A 19,979-nucleotide genomic window follows, 5' to 3' on the forward strand; every position below is an offset into this window, starting at 1 on the left:
GAACCGGTTCGACCCATGTCGGCAAGGAGCCCCCGTGAACATCGGTGAGATCGCCCAGCGGGCCGGTGTCTCGCGGAGCACCGTGTCGTACGCCCTGAGCGGGAAGCGCCCCGTGTCCGAGGAGACCCGCGACAAGATCCAGCGGGTCATCGACGAGCTGGGCTACCAGCCCAACGCGAGTGCGCGGGCCCTGGCCAACGGCCGGACCAACACCATCGGTCTGGTCTTCCCGCCGGCCGGGAACCACTACACCGGCATGCAGCTGGACTTCATCGGCAGCGTCACCGAGGCCGCCGCGGCCCACGACTACGACGTGCTGCTCTCCCCCAGCGGAGTGGACAGCGACCGCTCGTTCCAGCGGCTGCTGGGCGAGCGGCGGGTCGACGGCGCGATCCTGATGGAGATCCGGCTCGAGGACGACCGGCTCGACCACCTCACCGCGGTCGGTTTCCCCTCGGTCGCCATCGGACGGACCGCCCACCCGGAGGGCACCTGGTGGGTGGGACTGGACCACACGGCGCTGGCGGCGGCCTGCGTGCACCACCTCGCGGACCTCGGTCACCACCGGGTCGCCTTCGTCAACCGGCCCGAGCAGCTCCTGCGGGCCGGCTACGAGTCGGCCCACCGGGGTCTGGACGGCTTCACCAAGGCCGCGGCGGAACGCGGGCTCACCGTCCGGACGTACTGCTGCGGGGACGACGCCGCCTCGGGCCTCGCCTGCCTGGAGCGGATCCTGCACGACGACCCGGCCACCACGGCCCTTGTCACCCTGAACGAGTCCGCGCTGGGCGGTCTCTACCGCGGCCTGGCCCAGGCCGGTCGCCATGTACCGCGCGACTTCTCCGTCACCGGGGTGGTGGCCGGCCGGTGGGCGGAGACGGTGACCCCGCAGCTCACCGCCGCGGACGTGCCGGCGGAACAGATGGGCCGCCTTGCCGTCGACCTGTTGGTCAAGCGGCTCGACGACCCCGACGCACCGGCCCGGCACCACCTGCTCGTCCCACCCATCTCCCTGCGCGCGAGCACCGCACCTGCCGGCACCAGGCCCGCCGACCCCGCTCCCGGCCCCGGCCCCGGCACCCCCATGCACCCCTGACCGCCACCCCGCACCCACCACTTCACCCTCCGCACCCCGTACCGGCCGGCCGAGCGACTCGCCGCCCGGGTCCGGCGAGCCCAGCGGCCCGCATGCACCCCTCCCAGGGCACACCTGTGCCGATTCCCGGGGCACACCTGTGCCACAACCCATGAGGAAGACGCCATGAACCGATCTGCCGGACGGCATCTCACCGCCGCAGTCCTGACCGTCGTCGCCGTCACCACCGGCGCCACCGCCTGTTCGTCGAGTTCCGGCAGTTCCTCGGCGAAGGGCGCGGACGGCAAGACGTACACCGTCTGGGACCCGTACCCGCAGTTCGCCAAGGGCTCGGCCTGGACGAACCTGCTGGACAAGTGCGGCACCACGGCGGGCGTGAAGATCAAGCGGACCGCGTTCGACACCAGCGACCTGACGAACAAGGCGCTGCTGGCGGCGCAGCAGGGCAACTCCGCGGACGTCCTCATCGTCGACAACCCGGTCGTCTCCACCCTGGCCGAGGCGGGCGTGCTGACCACGACCGGCGACAACAAGCTGGACACCTCGGAGGTCGACCCCAACCTCCTCGCCGCCGGCCAGTCGGGCGGCAAGACCTACGGCACGCCGATCGGCGCCAACACCCTCGCCCTCTACTACAACAAGGCGGTCCTGAAGAAGGCCGGGGTGGACATCGCCTCGGTCAAGGACTGGGCGTCACTGACGGCGGCGCTGGAGAAGGTCAAGAAGGCCGGGAAGAAGGGCATCACGTTCTCCGCGATCGGCACCGAGGAGGGCAGCTTCCAGTTCCTGCCCTGGTACTGGGGTTCGGGTGCCGAGCTGACCGCGCTCGACTCCGGCCAGGCGGTCTCCGCGCTGTCTCTGTGGAAGAACTGGCTGGACAAGGACTACGCCCCCAACTCGGTGATCAACAACACCCAGACGACCAGCTGGCAGGAGTTCGCCACCGGCGACTACGCCTTCGCGGAGAACGGCACCTGGCAGCTCGCCAACGCCGACAAGGCCGGCTTCGAGTACGGCGTCATCCCCGTCCCCGCCGCCACGGGAGGCAGCGCGGCCGCCCCGACGGGCGGCGAGTTCGTCACCCTCCCGGTGCAGGACGACACCGGCCGCTACGCCACCTCGCAGAAGCTCGTGTCCTGCCTGACCAACGGCCAGAACCTGCTCGCCACCGACACGACGCTGTCCTATGTGGCCCCCACGAGCGAGGTCCAGGACAAGCAGGTGGCCGCGAACGCCGAGCTGAAGCCGTGGGTCGACGCGGTCAAGGCCGCCAAGGGACGCACCAGCGACGACCTGGGCACCAAGTACCCCAAGATCTCCGAGCAGTTGTGGAAGGCGGTCCAGTCCGCGCTGAGCGGGTCCCAGTCGCCGAAGGACGCCCTCACGGCCGCCCAGTCCGCAGCCAAGTAACCGGTGCCAGAGGCCCGTTGATGAACCCCACGACACGAGCGCCGGATGCGCTGCCGGTCCGCGACGGGGACGGGGCGGCGACCGCCGCCCCGCCCCCGGCCCGGCGCCGTCCCGCCTCCCCGCAGTGGGCCGCCTGGGCGTTCCTCGCCCCGGTGACCCTCTACCTCGCCCTCTTCTACGCCTATCCGCTCTACCGCAACCTCGACCTGAGCCTGCGCAACTACACCGTGCGCTCCTTCGTGCGGGGTGACGCGCCGTTCACCGGCCTGGCGAACTACCGGAAGGTCTTCGACGACCCGACCTTCGCCCCCGCCCTGCTGCACACCGTGGTGTTCACCGCCGTGTGCCTGGTCTTCCAGTACGCGATCGGGCTGGCGCTTGCGGTCTTCTTCAACCAGAACTTCCGGCTCTCCGCCACCCTGCGGGCCCTGTTCCTGGTGCCGTGGCTGCTGCCTCTGATCGTGTCGGCGTCCACCTGGTCGTGGATGCTCAACAGCGAGTCCGGTGTCGTCAACGCCGTCCTGCACGCGGTCGGCATCGGCCCGGTGAACTGGCTGACCTCGCCGTCCTGGTCGCTGGCCTCGGTGATCATCGCGAACATCTGGATCGGCGTCCCCTTCAACCTGGTCGTCCTGTACAGCGGCCTGCAGTCGATCCCCACCAGCCTGTACGAGGCCGCCGCCCTGGACGGCGCGAACGCCTGGCAGCGCTTCCGGAGCATCACCTTCCCCCTGCTGCGCCCGGTCTCCGCGATCACCCTGCTCCTGGGCCTCGTCTACACCCTCAAGGTCTTCGACATCATCTGGATCATGACCAAGGGCGGCCCGGCAGACTCCTCCACCACCTTCGCCACCTGGTCCTACCAGCTCGGCTTCGGCAACCTGCTGCCCGCCTTCGGCCCCGGAGCGGCCGTCGGCAACCTGCTCGTCGTCGCCGCCCTGGCCTTCGGACTCGTCTACCTGAAGGTCCAGCGAAAGCAGGCCCTGTCATGAACCCAGGCACCAGCCGTACGTGGTGGAAGACGACCACCGGTGTCCTGCTCACCGCGGTCATGCTCTTCCCGGTCTACTGGATGCTCAACGTGTCCTTCACCCGCGACCAGGACATGCGCAAGTCCCCACCCGACCTGTTCCCCGCCCACGGCACGCTGGAGGGCTACCGGGCCGTCCTGGACCAGCAGCTGCCCTACCTCGGCACCAGCCTCGTCATCGGCCTGGGCACCGTGCTGCTGACCGTGGCCCTGGCCGCACCGGCCGGCTACGCGCTGGCCAAACTCCGCCCGCGCGGCGGCGGCGCGCTCAGCTTCCTCCTGCTGGTCGCCCAGATGATCCCCGGCATCATCATGGCGATGGGCTTCTACGCCATCTACCTGCAGCTGGGCCTGCTCCAGTCCGTCCCCGGCCTGATCGTCGCCGACTCCACCCTGGCCGTCCCCTTCGCCGTCCTCATCTTCACCGCGTTCATGTCCGGCATCCCCGGCGAACTCCTCCAGGCCGCGCAGATGGACGGGGCAAGGGCGCTGCGCACCTTCTGGTCGATCGTCCTGCCGATGAGCCGCAACGCGATCGTCACCGTGTCCCTGTTCGCGTTCCTGTGGTCGTGGTCCGACTTCATCTTCGCGAGCACCCTTGCCAATGGCGGGGCGCACGAGCCCATCACCCTCGGCATCTACCACTACATCGGCAACAACAACCAGCAGTGGAACGCCATCATGGCCACCGCCGTCGTCGCCTCCCTGCCCGCCACGGTCATCCTCGTCCTCGCCCAGCGCTATGTCGCCGCCGGCGTGACCGCCGGTGCCGTCAAGGACTGACCCTGCCGCGCGGACGAGCCGTCGTGCGCGCACCGTCACCCCGCCCGGCAGACCACCGACCGTCCCCCCTCAAGAAACGAGTACCGCCTCCATGACCGCCGCCCCGTCCGGACCGGCCTTCTCTCTCCACGACATTCCCTTCAGCACGCACGGATCCTGGTTCGGCATCTCTCCCGTGGTGGCGGAGAAGACGTACGCCGAGGACCTCCACCTCGTCTCGCATCAGAACGGCATGCACGCCGTCCTGCGCCTGGTCCCCCTCGACGCGGCGACGGGCGACCGCGCCGAGACCCGCGTCGAGGCGACACCGGGCCTGCTCAGCTGGACGGGGACGGACGGGCGCGTCGACCTCGCCTACGAGTCGCCGGACACCGTACGGCTGCGCGGTGCGGGTCTGTCGCTGCGCGTCGCCGCCGCGGCCCCGGCACTGACCCCGTTCAGCGGCACCTACTTCTACCGCGACCCGGTGGACGGAGCCCACACGTTCACCTCCTACGAGACCGGGCGCCGCTACCGGATCACCGTGCTGTCCGGCACGGTCGCCGAGGTGTCCGGCTCGCAGGCCCTGGGCGCCGGGGACCGCGGACTCACGGTCGCCGCCGGGGCCGACGGAACCTGGGAGGTCGCGGTCGAGGAACTCGACAGTGCGCGCCGGCCCTACCGCGCCTCGGCGTCGTTCGGCGAGGTCGTGGAGGCCGCGCGGCGATCGTTCGCCGAGTTCGCCGACACGGTCGCCCCCTGGCGCTCGGACGACACTCCGGCCGCCGAACTCGCCGCCTACGTGGTGTGGTCGGCGACCGTGCGCCCGGCCGGCCTGGTCACCCGGCCCGGTGTGCTGATGTCCAAGCACTGGATGGACAAGGTGTGGAGCTGGGACCACTGCTTCAACGCCCTCGCGCTGGCCCCGGGAGCCCCCGGCCTAGCCTGGGACCAGTTCTCGCTGCCCTTCGACCACCAGGACGAGAGCGGAGCCCTCCCCGACTCCGTCACCCACTCCGAGGTCCTCTACAACTTCGTCAAACCGCCCATCCACGGCTGGGCCCTGGGCCACCTGCGCACCCGGCTCACCGAACCGCTCGACCCGGCCCGACTGGCGGAGGCGTACGACAGGCTGACCCGCTGGACGGACTTCTGGCTCACCGCCCGGCGCGCACCCGGCACCGCCCTGCCCCACTACCAGCACGGCAACGACAGCGGCTGGGACAACGCCACCACCTTCGACCCCGGACGCCTCGCCGTCACCGCCGACCTCACCGCGACGCTGATCCTCCAGCTCGACGAACTGGCCCGGCTGGCCGGCGAACTCGGCTTCGCGGACGACGCCCGGCGCCGCACCGAGACAGCCGACGCCCTCCAGGTGGCCCTGCTGGACGAACTGTGGGACGGCGAACGGTTCCTGAGCCGCCCGGCCCACGGCGGAGCCCTCTCCCCGAGCGCGAGCCTGCTCGACCTGATGCCGATCGTGCTCGGCGACCGCCTGCCCGCCAAGGTCCACAACCGGCTGGCCGAACGGATCGAAGCCCACCTCACCGCGTACGGCCTGGCGACCGAACACCCCGGCTCCCCCCACTACGAGTCCGACGGCTACTGGCGCGGCCCGATCTGGGCCCCCGCCACCGTCCTCATCGAGGACGGCCTGCGGCGCGCCGGGCACGACCGGCTCGCGGACGAGATCAGCGCCCGCTTCCGCGCCCTGTGCGAGATCTCCGGCTTCGCCGAGAACTTCGACGCGCTGACCGGCGAGGGACTCCGCGACCGCGCCTACACCTGGACCGCGAGCAGCTATCTGATGCTCGCCCGCGACCACCGGCAGCGCCGTGCGCAGGCCGCGGCCGACACCGCTGTCGCCTGACAACCTCATCGAGGGGATGGGGCTGAAGACCACCAACACCAAGTACCAGGACGGTCAGCAGCACCCCGGCTCGGACGCCAGATCTGGCGCCTGCTCGGCAAGAGCTGACCAGCGGCGGATCGACCACGCGGGTACTTCGAAGGGGCCCGGTCTGATGACCGGACCCCTTCGGCTTTTCCCTCCCCGTCAGAACCCCCGCGATCCCCCCGGATCCCCCTCCAAGAGTCCTGATGCCAAGTACGACCGGCCAGGTGGGGAAAGGGTTGTACGGGTCTTCGGAATTCTTTTGTCCGCGTCCGCCCCCGCGATCACCTCACCTCACGCGGTGTGGGCCACGAAGCGTTCGGCGGTCTCGGCGAGGACCTCACGGCCGTCGCGGGCCCACAGGGCGTCGTTGAACAGTTCGACCTCGATGGCGCCCGTGTAGCCGGCCGCCTCGACGTACCCCTGCCACTCCCGCATGTCGATCGAGCCGTCGCCGATCTGGCCGCGGCCGTTGAGGACGCCCTCGGGGAGCGGGGTCGTCCAGTCCGCGAGCTGGAAGGTGTGGATACGGCCGCCGGCGCCCGCCCGGGCGATCTGCTCGGGCGCGTTGTCGTCCCACCAGATGTGGTACGTGTCCACCGTGACGCCGACCTGCCGGGCGGGGAAGCGCTCCGCCAGGTCGAGGGCCTGGGTGAGCGTGGAGACCACGCAGCGGTCGGAGGCGTACATGGGGTGCAGCGGCTCGATGGCCAGCCTCACCCCGTGCTCCTCCGCGTACGGGCCGAGGACGGACAGGGCGTCCGCGATGCGTTCGCGGGCGCCGTGCAGGTCCTTCGAGCCCGCCGGGAGGCCGCCGGAGACCAGGACCAGCGTGTCGGTGCCCAGCGTCGCTGCCTCGTCGACCGCGCGCCGGTTGTCGTCCAGGGCGGCCGCCCGCTCGTCGGCGTCGATCGCCGTGAAGAAACCGCCGCGGCACAGGGTGGTGACCGTCAGGCCCGCGTCGCGGACCAGCTTGGCCGTCTCCTCGACGCCGTACGACTGGACCGGCTCGCGCCACAGGCCGACGTTGCCGATGCCCAACTCGCGGCAGGCATCGACCAGTTCCGGGATCGACAGCTGCTTGACCGTCATCTGGTTGATGGAGAAGCGGGACAGGTCGCCGGTCACTGGGTCACTCCGTACAGCGAGAGCAGGTTCTTCATGCGCTCCTCGGCCGTCTTCGGGTCGGGGAACAGGCCCAGGCCGTCGGCGAGTTCGTAGGCGCGCGCGAAGTGCGGAAGGGAACGGGCCGACTGGAGGCCGCCGACCATCGTGAAGTGGCTCTGGTGGCCGGCCAGCCAGGCCAGGAAGACCACGCCCGTCTTGTAGAAGCGGGTGGGCGCCTGGAAGAGATGGCGGGACAACTCGACGGTGGGGTCGAGGAGTTCGCGGAAGCCCTTGGCGTCGCCGGTGTCCAGGACGCGGACCGCCTCGGCCGCGAGCGGGCCCAGCGGGTCGAAGATGCCGAGCAGGGCGTGGCTGAAACCCTGGTCGTCGCCCGCGATCAGCTCGGGGTAGTTGAAGTCGTCGCCGGTGTAGCAGCGGACGCCCTGCGGGAGGCGGCGGCGGATGTCGATCTCGCGCTGGGCTTCGAGGAGCGAGACCTTGATGCCGTCGACCTTGTCCGGGTGGGCGGCGATGACCTGGAGGAACGTGTCCGTGGCCGCGTCGAGGTCACTGGAGCCCCAGTAGCCCTCCAGGGCCGGGTCGAACATCGGGCCCAGCCAGTGCAGGATCACCGGCTCGGTGGCCTGGCGCAGGAGGTGACCGTAGATCTCCAGGTAGTCCTCGGGGCCCTCGGCGGCCGCCGCGAGCGCCCGGGAGGCCATCAGGATGGCCTGGGCGCCGGACTCCTCGACGAGGGCGAGCTGCTCCTCGTAGGCCGCGCGGACCTCCGCGAGGGTGGCCGGGCCGGTGAGCTGGTCGGTTCCCACGCCGCAGGCGATGAGACCGCCGACCGACCTGGCCTCGGCGGCGCTGCGGCGGATGAGCTCGGCCGCACCCGCCCACTCCAGTCCCATTCCGCGCTGGGCGGTGTCCATCGCCTCGGCGACGCCGAGTCCGTGCGACCACAGGTGGCGGCGGAAGGCGAGGGTGGCGTCCCAGTCGACGGCGGCCGGGGAGTCCGGCGTGCTGTCGGCGAACGGATCGGCGACGACGTGCGCCGCCGAGAAGACCGTACGGGAGGTGAAGGGGGTGCCGGGGATGGCGGCGAGGGGTTCCTTGCGGGGCTCGTAGGCCCTGAAGCCCCCCTGGAAGTCGGGGAGTCGGATCGTCACAGCGAGATCTCCGGGACGTCGAAACGGCGGCCCTCGGCCGAGGACTTCAGGCCCAGTTCGGCGAGCTGGACACCGCGGGCACCGGCGAGCAGGTCCCACTGGTAGGGGGCGTCGGCGTAGACGTGCTTGAGGAAGAGCTCCCACTGGGCCTTGAAGCCGTTGTCGAACTCGGCGTTGTCGGGCACTTCCTGCCACTGGTCGCGGAAGACCTCGGTCGCCGGGATGTCCGGGTTCCAGACGGGCTTGGGGGTGGCGCTGCGGTGCTGGACACGGCAGTTGCGCAGACCGGCGACGGCGGAGCCCTCGGTGCCGTCGACCTGGAACTCGACGAGTTCGTCGCGGTTGACGCGGACGGTCCAGGAGGAGTTGATCTGGGCGATGGCGCCGCCGTCGAGCTCGAAGATGCCGTAGGCGGCGTCGTCGGCGGTGGCGTCGTAGGGCTTGTCGTTCTCGTCCCAGCGCTCGGGGATGTGGGTGGCGGTGAGGGCCTGGACGGACTTCACACGGCCGAAGAGCTCGTGGAGCACGTACTCCCAGTGCGGGAACATGTCGACAACGATGCCACCGCCGTCCTCGGCCCGGTAGTTCCAGGAGGGGCGCTGGGCGGTCTGCCAGTCGCCCTCGAAGACCCAGTAGCCGAACTCGCCGCGGATCGAGAGGATACGGCCGAAGAAGCCGCCGTCGATGAGCCGCTTCAGCTTGAGCAGGCCGGGCAGGAAGAGCTTGTCCTGGACCACGCCGTGCTTGATGCCCTTCGCCTCGGCGAGGCGGGCCAGCTCCAGGGCGCCGTCGAGGCCGGTGGCGGTGGGCTTCTCGGTGTAGATGTGCTTGCCGGCGGCGATCGCCTTCTTGATGGCCCCCTCGCGCGCGGAGGTCACCTGGGCGTCGAAGTAGATCTCGACGGTCGGGTCGGCGAGGACCGCGTCCACGTCGGTGGAGATGTTCGCCGGGTCCAGGCCGTGCTGCTCGGCGAGGGCCTTGAGCGCGTGCTCGCGGCGGCCGACGAGGATCGGCTCGGGCCACAGCACGTCGCCGTCGCCGAGGTCGAGCCCGCCCTGTTCACGGATCGCGAGGATCGACCGGACGAGGTGCTGGCGGTAGCCCATGCGCCCCGTCACACCGTTCATGGCGATACGCACCGTCTTGCGTGTCACGTCATTCCCTTCATAGGCGTCGTACGCGGTTGTGCGCGCCGCGCACGCCCCCCACTGATGAGCGATACAGCAAGCGCTTTCTATCTCCGTAGAAGCTAGCCTCTGACCAGCGGTCTGGACAAGACTGCGGGAGGGGCGAGTTGTTCGAGGGGGCGAACAACTGAGGTTAATGGGCTTAGGGTCGGTCTTTCGGATCAGGTCGGCTGTGACATACGGCTCCTCTCGACTGGTCGGGCGGGGTCCGGTGCGGGCTCCACTCGACCGACCGGGCGGGGTCCCGTGCGCGCAGCTGCGACGACCAGGCCTTGGACGCGTGTGCCGGGGCCCGCCGCGCCGACGTGATCCGCAGGGCCGGCCCCGAGGCCGGTCCGGAACCGGGCCCCGGATGCCCGCGTGTACGACGGAGTACGACTGAGATGCGCTGCGGCGCGCGACCGGAGGACGACGAGATGACGGTGACCCTGGCGGACGTGGCGGCCCGCGCCCAGGTCTCCCCCGCGACGGTGTCGCGCGTACTGAACGGGAACTACCCCGTGGCCGCGACCACCCGTGAGCGGGTGCTGCGGGCCGTGGACGAGCTGGACTACGTACTGAACGGTCCGGCGAGCGCCCTCGCCGCCGCCACCTCGGATCTCGTCGGAATCCTGGTGAACGACATCGCCGACCCCTTCTTCGGGATCATGGCCGGCGCCATCCAGTCCGAGATCGGGGGGCCGGGCGGGCGCGCGGGCGGTGAACGGCTCGGCGTCGTGTGCAACACGGGAGGCTCTCCCGAGCGGGAGCTGACGTATCTCACCCTGCTGCAGCGGCAGCGGGCGGCGGCGGTCGTACTGACCGGCGGAGCCGTGGAGGACGCGCCGCACCAGGCCGCGATGTCCGCCAAGCTGCGCAAGCTGGCGGACGCGGGCACCCGGATCGTGCTGTGCGGGCGGCCGCCGGCACCGGATGCCGGGGCGGTCGCGCTGACCTTCGACAACCGGGGCGGAGGCCGCGAGCTGACCGAGCACCTCATCGGGCTCGGGCACCGGAAGCTCGGCTACATCGCCGGGCCGGAGGAGCGGACGACGACCCGGCACCGGCTGGAGGGACACCGGGCGGCCCTCGACGCGCACGGCATCGCCGAGGACCCGCGGTGGACCGTCCACGGCCGCTACGACCGACGGTCCGGGTACGAGGCCACGCTGGAGCTGCTGCGCCGGGATCCGTCGCTGACGGCTGTCGTCGCCGCGAACGACTCCGTGGCGCTGGGGGCGTGCGCGGCGCTGCGGGACTCCGGGCTGCGGATTCCGGACGACGTGTCCGTCGCCGGGTTCGACGACCTGCCGTTCAGCATCGACGTGGTGCCCGCGCTGACGACGGTGCGGTTGCCGTTGGCGGAGGCGGGGGCCCGGGCGGGGCGGATCGCGATGGGCCGGGAGGAGCCGCCGCCCGGGGGGATCGCGACGGTGCGGGGGGAACTGATGGTCCGGGGGTCTTCGGGGGTTCCTCGGGGCTGAGGCGGTCTGGGCGGGTGCCGGCCGGTGGGGGGTGGTCGCGCAGTTCCCCGCGCCCCTTGCGTGGGTGCGGTTGCCCCGGTTTCCCAGGCTCGCTCCCGCCTGACGGATGTCGTGGCGGTGGGCGGGCCGTGCCGCGGAGATTCGGGCCACCGTGATTCTCACCGATGACTTCCGCGGCCCGCCCCGGTCTGTACTGCCGTCGTCGCCCACGCGGGAAGCAATCCCGAGCGTGCAGCAACCAGGAACTGGAGTGAGTCCCATGCGCATCGTGATCAGTGAGTTCATCAGTCTGGATGGTGTCGTGCAGGCCCCGGGCGGGCCGGAGGAGGACACCGACGGTGGGTTCGCGCACGGCGGCTGGTCCCATCCGTACTTCGACGAGGAGGTGCTCGGCACCGCGTTCACGGAGGGCATGGAGCGGGCCGAGGCGCTGCTGTACGGGCGGCGGACCTATCTGACGATGGCCGGGGCGTGGCCTGAGCGGGCCGGGGATCCGTTCGCCGACCGGCTGAACTCCCTGAAGAAGTACGTGGTGACGGACACCCTCGGTGATGACGAGCTGACGTGGAACAACACCGAGCGGATCCCGGGCGGCCAGGCCGTCGCGCGGATCCGTGAGCTGCGGGCCCGCGAGGGCGGCGAGCTGGCGATGATGGGCAGCCCGACCCTGGTCCGCACCCTCATCAGCGAAGGGCTGGTCGACGAACTCCAGCTCATCGTGATGCCGGTGATCCTCGGCGGCGGCAAGTCGATCTTCCCGGAGGACGGCGGGAAGCGGCCGTTCGAGCTCGTGTCCACGGTCGCCGGGAAGACGGGCGTGCAGCTGTGCGTGTACCGGCCCGCGCCGCCCGACGCCGGCCAGGCTCAGGGGTAGCCGCGGAGGGCGCGGTCGTCCTACGCTCGGTCCAACGATATCTCTGACTGAGTCAAGTATCCGGGGGTCGACCGAGCATGACCGTCCAGGACATCCGCGCCTTCAACCGCTTCTACACGAACGTGATCGGCGCCCTCGACTACAGCCGCCACCTCTACGCCCCCTTCACCCTCACCGAGTCCCGCGTCCTGTACGAGCTCGCGCACTCGCCCCGCACCGACGCGGCCGATCTGCGGACCGAACTCTCGCTGGACGCCGGGTACTTGAGCAGGATCCTGAACAAGTTCGAGCAGGACGGGCTGATCGAGCGGGCGGCCTCACAGCAGGATCCGCGCCGCCGCCATGTCACGCTCACCGCACGCGGCCGGGAGACCGCCGCGCTGCTCGCCGAGCGCGCGGACGAATCCGTGGGCGCGCTCCTCGCGAGCGTGCCCTCCGCCGAACGGCCCCGGCTCGCCGAGGCGATGCACACCGTCCGCGCCCTGCTGTCCGAAGGCCGCCCGCCGCGCCGCGAGGACGTCCTCCTGCGGGAGCCCGCACCCGGCGACCTCGGCTGGATCGTGGCACGCAACGCGGCCCTGTACTCCGCCGAGTACGGCTTCAACGCCGACTACGAGGGCCTGGTCGCGAGGATCGTCGCCGACTTCGCGCAGGACCACGATCCGCATCTGGAGCGGGTCTGGATCGCCGAGCTGGACGGCCGGCCGGTGGGCTGCGTGATGTGCGTACGGGACGACGCGCCCGGCACGGCCCGGCTGCGGCTGCTCCTCGTCGAGCCGGACGCGCGCGGACTCGGCATCGGCGACCGGCTGGTGACGGCCGTCGTCGACTTCGCGCGCCGCGCCGGCTACCGCGACCTGGTGCTGTGGACCAACGACGTCCTCACCGCCGCCCGCCGTGTCTACCAGCGCCACGGGTTCGTCCTCGCCGCCGAGAAACCCCACCGTTCCTTCGGAAGGGACCTGAACGGCCAGGACTGGCGGCTGGACCTCACCGGCTCGACCGGGTGAGAGTAGAGCCCATGAAACTGGCGTTCTCCACCCTCGGTGTCCCCGGCCTCCCCCTCTCGGACGTGCTTCGGCTCGCGACCTCGCACGGCTATCACGGCGTAGAACTGCGCGCGCATCCGGAGGAGCCGGTGCACCCCGGTATCGGGCTTGCGGAACGGGCCGACGCGGTGGCCGAGTTCAAGGCGGCCGGAGTCGAGGTCCTCGGTGTCGCCGGGTACACGCGTGTGGCCGCGCCGGGCGACGACGAGCCCGTGATCGAGGAGATCCACCGTCTCCTGGACCTGGCCCGTGACCTCGGCGCCGGTTTCGTCCGCGTCTTCCCCGGCGCCGCCTCCGACCAGTCCCGCGAGGAGGCCGACGCCACGGCCGCCCGGCGGCTCGGTACGGCCGCGGAGTACGCCGGCGACCTCGACGTACGCATCCTTCTCGAAACCCATGACTCGCATCGCACGGGCGCCGAGGCGATCCGGGTCCTCGGTCCGGTCGGCCACCGCCAGGTCGGCGCGCTCTGGGACGTCATGCACACCTGGCTCGGTGGCGAGCAGCCCTCCGAGACCTACGCGGCCCTCGCCCCGCATCTCGGATACGTGCAGGTCAAGGACATCGCGTCCGCCGAGGACACCACCCCGGTCGCGCTCGGCGCCGGTGTCCTGCCGCTCGCGGAGTGCGTGGAGGTCCTCTCCCGGCACAGCTGGGACGGGTGGCTGTGCTGGGAGTACGAGAAGCGCTGGTACGAGAAGGCGGCGCCCCTGGAGGAGCTGCTGAGCGCGGGCCGCGAGCACCTGGCCCGGCTGCTCAACGACTCGGCGTAGGAGCGCGGGAGGGGGTCGCGCGGATCCGCGCGAGGCCCGCGAGGCGGAGCCACAGGCGGGATCCCCGGCCGGACCGCGGCCGGTGCCGCACCGGCCGTCCGGTCCGGGGGGTGTCGGCGACGACCGGTGCGTCCGGCAGCGCGGACAGGACCCCGGCCTTCGCCTGCCAGCCGCTGAACACGCCCTGGAACAGCGGGTGTGCGGCCTGGACGGGCAGCGACTTCCTCAGTACGGCCATGACTGCTTCCTCCTGCTCGTGTCTGCTGAAGCTCACTGTCGACGTTAGGGAGAAACGGCTCGCTGCTACCGTCCAATGGCATGCGGGTATCACAGACCAATCTGGTGGGCGATCTCCTGATCGACCTGGGTCGGCCCGGCGACGGCCTCCTGCACGAGCGGGTGAAGCGGGCGCTGCGCTCGGCGATCCGCAGTGGGCGCATCGAGGTCGGCGCCGCCCTGCCGCCCAGCCGGCAGCTCGCCGGTGACCTCGGCTGTTCCCGCTGGGCGGTCACGGAGGCGTACGGCCAGCTCGTCGCCGAGGGCTACCTGGAGGCCCGCAGCGGTTCCGCGACCCGGGTGCGCTGGTCCGGCGACCGGGACGGCGACGTCGAGCGGCCCGCGGCCCGCCGGGCTCCCGTGGCCCGTTTCGACCTCGCGCCGGGTCTGCCGGACCTGCGGGCCTTTCCGCGCCGCAGGTGGGCGGAGGCCGTGCGCGCGCAGGTGACGACCACGGCGTTCACGGAGTTCGGCTACCCGCCGCCCGGCGGCCACCCGCGGCTGCGACGGCTGCTCGCCGAGTACCTGGGCCGTTCCCGCGGTGTCTCGACGACCGCGCAGGACGTGACGGTGTGCACGAGCGTGACCGACGGGGTGCGGCGCGTCTGCCATGCCCTGCGCGCCCAGGGCGTCACCGCCGTCGGCTGCGAGGAGCCGGGCTGGACACGGCTGCGCCAGGTGATCGTCGCCGCCGGTCTGGAGCCGGTGCCGGTCCGTGCGGACCACGGCGGCCTGCGCGTCGACGACCTCGTCGGACACACCGGTCTGCGGGCCGTGCTGACGGCTCCGGCGCACCAGTTCCCGCTGGGGACCGTGCTCGTGCCCGAGCGGCGCGCGGCGCTGCTGGACTGGGCCCGCCGGGTGGACGGTGTCGTGCTGGAGGACGACTACGACGCGGAGTTCCGCTACGACCGCCGACCGGTCGCGGCCCTCCAGGCCATGGACCCGTCCCGGGTCGTGCTGCTGAAGTCCCTGAGCAAGACCCTGTCCCCGGCGCTCGGCATCGGCTGGCTGGTGGCGCCGTCACGCTGGACCGACGCCCTGCACCGGACCGGCCAGGCGGCGACCGCGCCCCCGCTCCTGGACCAGCTCGCGTTCGCCGCCCTGCTGGAGTCGGGTGCCTACGACCGTCACCTGCGGGCCTGCCGTAGGCGTTACCGCGACCGGCGCGACGCGCTCGTGGGGGCGCTGGCCGAGCAGCTGCCCGGCGCCCCGGTCTCGGGCATCGCGGCGGGACTCCACCTCATCCTGCGGCTGCCGGCCGGCGTGGACACCGCGGCCGTGGTCAGGGCGGCGGCCGCCCGGTCGCTGTCGGTCGCGGACCTCGCCGCCTATCACGCCACCGACGACCACGCCGATCACGGGCTGGTCCTCGGCTACGGCAACCTCGCCGACGGCATGGTGGAGGAGTCGGTACGCCACCTCCGTACGGCGATCGAGGAGTGCCGTTGACGAGGGCCCCGCGGTAATTCGGTGGCCGGGGCGACGCCGGGCGGTTAACGTCCCGGGGTGCATCAGCCCCCTCCTCTCCCGGTCCTGACCCCGTGAGCCTCAGTCGCACGTTCCTGGATGTACGACCGCTCCGCACCTCCCCCGTCTTCCGGCGGCTGCTGTTCGGACGCACCGTGTCCACGCTCGGCACCTTCATGACGATGGTGACCGTCATGTACCAGATCTGGGACATGACCCACAGCGCGCTCTGGAGCGGCGCGGTCGGCATCGCGCAGGCGGTGCCGATGGTCGGGGTCAGTCTGTTCGCGGGGGCCTGGGTCGACCGGGCCGACCGGCGCCGCGTGTACCTGACGGGCACCGTCGGCTCAGCGGTCTGCTCGCTGCTGCTGACCGTGCAGGCTTTCGCCGGGCGCGCGCCGGTGGCCGTCGTGCTGCTGCTGGTCGCGGTGCAGACGTCGTTCGCCGCGCTCGGCGCACCCGCGGCGGGCGTGTTCGTGCCGCGGCTGCTGCCCAGGGAGCAGGTGGCCGCCGGTCTCGCGCTCCAGCAGGCCACCGGCCAGGCGATGATGCTGGTCGGCCCGGCCGTCGCCGGGGTCGTGCTCGGCTGGTGGGGCATCGGCGTCTGCTACCTCCTGGACACCCTCAGCTTCACCATGTCCTTCTACGGCGCCTACGGGCTGCCCGCGCTGCCGCCCGAGGGCGAGAAGTCCCGGCCCGGGGTGAGCGGCGTCCTGGACGGCCTGCGCTTCCTGGTCGGCCACCGGGTGGTGCGCGGCGCGCTCGTGACCGACCTGGCCGCGACCGTCCTGTCCATGCCGGTGAGCCTGTTCCCCCTGGTCAACGAGGAACGCTTCGGCGGAAACCCGCGCACGCTCGGCCTGTTCCTGTCGGCGCTCGCCGTGGGCGGGGTCGCCGCGACGGTCCTCTCCGGCCCGGTGACCCGCCTGGCCCGACCCGGTCCCGTGATGCTGTGCGCGTCGGCGACCTGGGGCGCGGCCCTCGCCCTGTTCGGCCTGACGACCAGCGCCTGGGCGGGCCTCGGCATCCTGGCCGTGGCCGGCGCGGCGGACAGCCTGTCCGTCCTCTCCCGCACCACCATCGTCCAGACCCACACCCCCGACGCCCTCCTCGGCCGCGTCACGGCCGCCGAGACGATCGTCGGCCAGGCGGGCCCCCACCTCGGCAACCTGCGCGGCGGCCTGGTCGCGGGCTGGAGCTCCGGGGCGACCGCGCTCATCACCGGCGGGCTGCTGTGCGTGGCGGCGGTGGGATATGTGGGCGCGAGCACACCGGAGTTGCGGGCGGTTCCGGCTACGGGCGCGGCGTGATGTCGGCGTCCGGGTCCAGACACCACTCCAGTACGGCCGGCCAGGAGCCGTAACCGGCGTCCAGGTCGAGGTGGGCGGCGCCGGGGAGGATGTCGGCGGGGATACCGAGTGGCTCGGCGAAGGTCTGCCGTGCCCCCTCCGGGCAGTACGGGTCGTCGTCGCCGGCGACCAGACGGGTGGGACCGGGGAGGGTGAAGTCGAGGGCGGGCGGGGCGAATTCGGCGATCTCCGGGTGCCGTACGACGACGGACGCGGACGGCGGGGAGACGAGCAGCACGCGATCGACGGAGCCGGGCTTCACGAGCCCGCGCGCGACTGCGTGCATCCACAGCAGGGCGGAGGCGCTGTGGGCGAGGACGACGCGTTCGCCCGCGGGCAGGTCACCGAGATGCCCGGTGAGCTCGGTGAGCCAGGTGTCCAGGTCGGGGTCGTCGGGGGCGGGCAGTTGGGGGTAGGTGACGTGGTGGCCGAGACCGGTGAGGCGGTCGGCGAGCCAGTGCTGCCAGTGCTGTGCGGGCCGGTGGTTCTGCCAGCCGTGGAGGATGAGGTAGGCGGTCATGACGTCGATGGTTTCCGACCTTGTGTGGCCAGGTCCAGCGAATCTTTTACCGTGGAACCGGTGAGCGAACCATGACGGGATCGCAGCGCATCCGGACGTAGGCGTCCACCTCGTCCAGCGTGACATCGCGCAACAGCAGCGATCAGCCTCTCCGCGCCGCGAAGCCCGCCACCCGCTCCTCCAGCCGCTTGCGGCACTGCGGCCACTCCTCCGCCGTGATGGAGAAGATCGCGGAGTCACGCAGCTGCCCGTCCTCGCCCGGTGCCCAGGAGCGGGACCAGTTGCGCAGGACGCCCTCGAAGCGGGCGCCGACGCTTTCGATGGCCGCGCGGGAGCGGTCGTTGCGGGCGTCCGTCTTCAGGTCGACGCGGGAGACGTGCCACTCCTCGAAGGCGTGCCGGAAGAGGAGCAGCTTGGCCTCGGCGTTGATGCCGGTGCCCTGGGCGGGCCCCGCGAGCCAGGTGAAGCCGATCTCCACGGCGTCGAGTCGGTCCTCGGCCCGCCAGCAGCGCGGTTCCCAGTACGAGGTCGCTCCCACCGCCCGCCCCGTCGCGACCGACACCTGCGCGTACGGTGCGAGTTGCCCGGTCGCCGCCCGCGCGAGTTGCGCGTCGATGTAGGCGCCGACCTCGGCGGCCCTGGGCACCCAGGTGAACTCGTACGTACCGCGGTTCTCCTCCGCCGCCACGGCCAGGTCCGCCGCGTGTCTGTGGTCCAGCGGTTCCAGGCGCACCAACCCGCCCGTCAGTACCGGCCCTTCCAACTGGAGACCCACCGCCCGATCAACCCCCGATGCCCCGTCGCAACTCCGCGAACGCCTCATGGAAACCGGGGAAAGTCTTCCGTACGCACGCCGGGTCGTCGAACGAGATTCCCGGTACCCGCAGACCGGTGACCGCGAAGGACATGACGATGCGATGGTCGCCGTAGGACGTCACCCGAGCCCCGGTGGGAGCGGCCTCCGGGTGGATCTCGATCCAGTCCGGGCCCGTGGCCACCGTCACGCCCAGCCGCCGCAGGTTCTCCGCGCAGGCCTCCAGGCGGTCGCACTCCTTGACCCGCGTGTTCGCCACGTCCTCGATTCGGACGGGGGCGGACGCGAAGGGCGCGATCGCCGCCAGGGTCGGCATGGTGTCCGAGATGTCCCGCATGTTGACGGTCAAGCCGCGCAGTTCGCCCGTGCCGCGGACCGTGGTGGCGTCGGCGCCGACGGACACCTCCGCGCCCATCCGCCGCAGTACGTCCACGAAACCGAGGTCGCCCTGGAGGGCGCCCGTGCCCAGGCCGGGGACCGTCACCTCGGCGCCCGGCGTGATCGCCGCCGCCGCGAAGAAGTAGCTCGCCGTGGACGCGTCCGGCTCGATCGCGTAGGTCGTGGCGCGGTAGCCGCCCGGCGGAACCACGAAGACGTCGCCGTCCCTGACGACCTCCACGCCGAAGGCCCGCATCATCGCGATGGTGATCTCGACGTACGGCGCCGACACCAGGTCGGTGACGCGGATCCGCAGGCCCCGGCGGGTCAGGGGACCCAGCAGCAGGAGCGCGGTGAGGTACTGGGAGGACTGGCCCGCGTCCAGGACCACGTCTCCGCCCTCGACGCCCGCCGCCCGCACGGTCAGCGGATGGTGGCCCTCCGCCTCCTCGTGCCGCAGGTCCACGCCCAGGTCCCGCAGGGCGCGCGACAGGGGCAGCAGGGGGCGCCTGCGCATCTGCGGCGACGCGTCGAAGCGGTACATGCCGTGGCCCGCGGCGGCCAGGGTGGGCAGGAAGCGGGCGGTCGTGGCGCCGTCACGGCAGTACACGTCCGCCTCGGCGACCGCCGGTCCCTGCGGGCGGCCGTCCACCTGCCAGGCGTCCGGAGCGCGGCCGACCCGGTAGCCGAGCCGTACCAGGCCCTCGGCGAAGCCCTCCGAGTCGTCCGAACGGAGAGGGCGTACGAGGGTGGTGACCCCGTCGGCCGCTGCGGCGAGGAAGAGGGCGCGGGCGGTGATGGACTTCGAACCGGGCAGGGAGAGGGACTGCGGGGCGGGCGCGTGGGCTGCGGGCATACCCGTCATGATCGCCCCACGACCGCCTCCGGTGCGCGGACGTCCATGGGATGGACCCGATCGGCGGTCAGCGCGGGCGGCGCTTCCAGCGGTCGTCCGGCAGGGGCGCCCTGCGGTTCGTCTGCTCCTGGATCTCGCAGTACGAGTCCGCCGCCGTGCCGTGCCACACCTCGTCGTGCGCCGCCAGCGCCCCGCGCAGACCCGCGCCCGCCGTTCCGCGGCGACGGACGTGCCGGGCCAGGAGGGCGAAGAGGGCGAGGGTGACGGCGAGTCCGGCGAGGACGGCCAGAGGCGGCAGCAACGGGCTCATGCACCGACCGTACGCCGGCTGCGCGGACGGCACCGAGGCGTCGGCTCATCCGCCCCGTTGGCCCCGGCCTCACCAACTTCGGGAAAACGGGGCCCAGCCGGGAACCCCGCCCCGTCCCCGCTCGTCCAATCCGCACGTTGCCGGAGAGTCACCGTAGTGCGGCGTCGGCCTCGCTGCTGGCTGCGA

Annotated in this window: 19 protein-coding genes; 11 read left to right on the forward strand and 8 right to left on the reverse strand. The window is 71.9% G+C overall.

The annotated features are described in order from the left end of the window. Positions 1-34 precede the first annotated feature (34 nt). From ACZ48Z_RS32690 to ACZ48Z_RS32710, 5 genes are all read left to right on the forward strand, one after another. The gene (locus ACZ48Z_RS32690) at positions 35-1,096 is read left to right on the forward strand and encodes a LacI family DNA-binding transcriptional regulator (protein ID WP_468739509.1); all 1,062 of its coding nucleotides are present in this window, start codon (positions 35-37) and stop codon (positions 1,094-1,096) included. Between the two features lie 165 nt (positions 1,097-1,261). Beyond that, positions 1,262-2,506: a sugar ABC transporter substrate-binding protein gene (locus tag ACZ48Z_RS32695; protein ID WP_468739510.1), complete on the forward strand. Its 1,245-nt coding sequence runs from the start codon at positions 1,262-1,264 to the stop codon at positions 2,504-2,506. Between the two features lie 20 nt (positions 2,507-2,526). Then, positions 2,527-3,498, forward strand: a complete 972-nt coding sequence (locus ACZ48Z_RS32700) for a carbohydrate ABC transporter permease (protein WP_468739511.1) — start codon at positions 2,527-2,529, stop codon at positions 3,496-3,498. Next, positions 3,495-4,319 (forward strand): carbohydrate ABC transporter permease, encoded by an 825-nt coding sequence (locus ACZ48Z_RS32705; protein ID WP_468739512.1) that lies wholly within the window; start codon positions 3,495-3,497, stop codon positions 4,317-4,319. Before ACZ48Z_RS32700 ends, ACZ48Z_RS32705 begins: the two co-directional genes overlap by 4 nt. Positions 4,320-4,410: 91 nt before the next feature. Continuing rightward, complete coding sequence (locus ACZ48Z_RS32710) at positions 4,411-6,171, forward strand: amylo-alpha-1,6-glucosidase (protein WP_468739513.1); 1,761 nt, start codon at positions 4,411-4,413, stop codon at positions 6,169-6,171. A gap of 318 nt (positions 6,172-6,489) precedes the next feature. Here the strand turns inward: ACZ48Z_RS32710 and ACZ48Z_RS32715 are convergent, their stop codons facing one another. Genes ACZ48Z_RS32715 through ACZ48Z_RS32725 form a run of 3 tightly spaced genes read right to left on the reverse strand, consistent with a single transcriptional unit; the run spans position 6,490 to position 9,628 of the window. Beyond that, entirely contained in the window at positions 6,490-7,287 is a 798-nt protein-coding gene (locus ACZ48Z_RS32715; RefSeq protein ID WP_468739639.1) for a sugar phosphate isomerase/epimerase family protein, read from the reverse strand. A 32-nt stretch (positions 7,288-7,319) separates the two neighbouring features. Continuing rightward, positions 7,320-8,474: a dihydrodipicolinate synthase family protein gene (locus ACZ48Z_RS32720; RefSeq protein WP_468739514.1), complete on the reverse strand. Its 1,155-nt coding sequence runs from the start codon at positions 8,472-8,474 to the stop codon at positions 7,320-7,322. Then, entirely contained in the window at positions 8,471-9,628 is a 1,158-nt protein-coding gene (locus ACZ48Z_RS32725; protein WP_468739515.1) for a Gfo/Idh/MocA family protein, read from the reverse strand. Before ACZ48Z_RS32725 ends, ACZ48Z_RS32720 begins: the two co-directional genes overlap by 4 nt. Positions 9,629-10,077: 449 nt before the next feature. Between ACZ48Z_RS32725 and ACZ48Z_RS32730 the strand changes: the two genes are divergently transcribed. From ACZ48Z_RS32730 to ACZ48Z_RS32745, 4 genes are all read left to right on the forward strand, one after another. Beyond that, positions 10,078-11,124, forward strand: a complete 1,047-nt coding sequence (locus ACZ48Z_RS32730) for a LacI family DNA-binding transcriptional regulator (protein WP_468739516.1) — start codon at positions 10,078-10,080, stop codon at positions 11,122-11,124. A 259-nt stretch (positions 11,125-11,383) separates the two neighbouring features. Beyond that, positions 11,384-11,998 (forward strand): dihydrofolate reductase family protein, encoded by a 615-nt coding sequence (locus tag ACZ48Z_RS32735; protein ID WP_468739517.1) that lies wholly within the window; start codon positions 11,384-11,386, stop codon positions 11,996-11,998. 77 nt (positions 11,999-12,075) lie between these two features. Next, positions 12,076-13,008, forward strand: a complete 933-nt coding sequence (locus ACZ48Z_RS32740) for a bifunctional helix-turn-helix transcriptional regulator/GNAT family N-acetyltransferase (protein ID WP_468739518.1) — start codon at positions 12,076-12,078, stop codon at positions 13,006-13,008. Positions 13,009-13,019: 11 nt separating this feature from the next. After that, a complete protein-coding gene (locus ACZ48Z_RS32745) occupies positions 13,020-13,820 on the forward strand; it encodes a sugar phosphate isomerase/epimerase family protein (protein ID WP_468739519.1) in 801 nt (266 codons plus the stop codon). Here ACZ48Z_RS32745 and ACZ48Z_RS32750 read toward each other — a convergent pair. After that, the gene (locus ACZ48Z_RS32750) at positions 13,804-14,058 is read right to left on the reverse strand and encodes a hypothetical protein (RefSeq protein ID WP_468739520.1); all 255 of its coding nucleotides are present in this window, start codon (positions 14,056-14,058) and stop codon (positions 13,804-13,806) included. The two genes, ACZ48Z_RS32745 and ACZ48Z_RS32750, sit on opposite strands and share 17 nt — an antisense overlap. Positions 14,059-14,138: 80 nt before the next feature. On the opposite strand from ACZ48Z_RS32750, the gene pdxR reads away from it, so the two are divergent. After that, positions 14,139-15,548, forward strand: coding sequence for a MocR-like pyridoxine biosynthesis transcription factor PdxR (gene pdxR / locus ACZ48Z_RS32755; RefSeq protein WP_468739521.1), 1,410 nt, complete (start codon positions 14,139-14,141; stop codon positions 15,546-15,548). A gap of 92 nt (positions 15,549-15,640) precedes the next feature. Then, complete coding sequence (locus ACZ48Z_RS32760) at positions 15,641-16,876, forward strand: MFS transporter (RefSeq protein ID WP_468739522.1); 1,236 nt, start codon at positions 15,641-15,643, stop codon at positions 16,874-16,876. Here the strand turns inward: ACZ48Z_RS32760 and ACZ48Z_RS32765 are convergent. The 4 genes from ACZ48Z_RS32765 to ACZ48Z_RS32780 all read right to left on the reverse strand — a co-directional run bounded on the left by ACZ48Z_RS32765 (position 16,860) and on the right by ACZ48Z_RS32780 (position 19,793). Then, entirely contained in the window at positions 16,860-17,435 is a 576-nt protein-coding gene (locus tag ACZ48Z_RS32765; protein WP_468739523.1) for an RBBP9/YdeN family alpha/beta hydrolase, read from the reverse strand. The genes ACZ48Z_RS32760 and ACZ48Z_RS32765 overlap by 17 nt on opposite strands. 142 nt (positions 17,436-17,577) lie before the next feature. Next, positions 17,578-18,210, reverse strand: a complete 633-nt coding sequence (locus ACZ48Z_RS32770; RefSeq protein WP_468739524.1) for a GNAT family N-acetyltransferase — start codon at positions 18,208-18,210, stop codon at positions 17,578-17,580. A 7-nt stretch (positions 18,211-18,217) separates the two neighbouring features. Continuing rightward, positions 18,218-19,492: a 3-phosphoshikimate 1-carboxyvinyltransferase gene (aroA, locus tag ACZ48Z_RS32775; protein ID WP_468739525.1), complete on the reverse strand. Its 1,275-nt coding sequence runs from the start codon at positions 19,490-19,492 to the stop codon at positions 18,218-18,220. Positions 19,493-19,550: 58 nt separating this feature from the next. Then, a complete protein-coding gene (locus tag ACZ48Z_RS32780) occupies positions 19,551-19,793 on the reverse strand; it encodes a hypothetical protein (RefSeq protein WP_468739526.1) in 243 nt (80 codons plus the stop codon). Between the last annotated feature and the right edge of the window lie 186 nt (positions 19,794-19,979).

This window comes from Streptomyces sp. NPDC031225 (assembly GCF_055570355.1).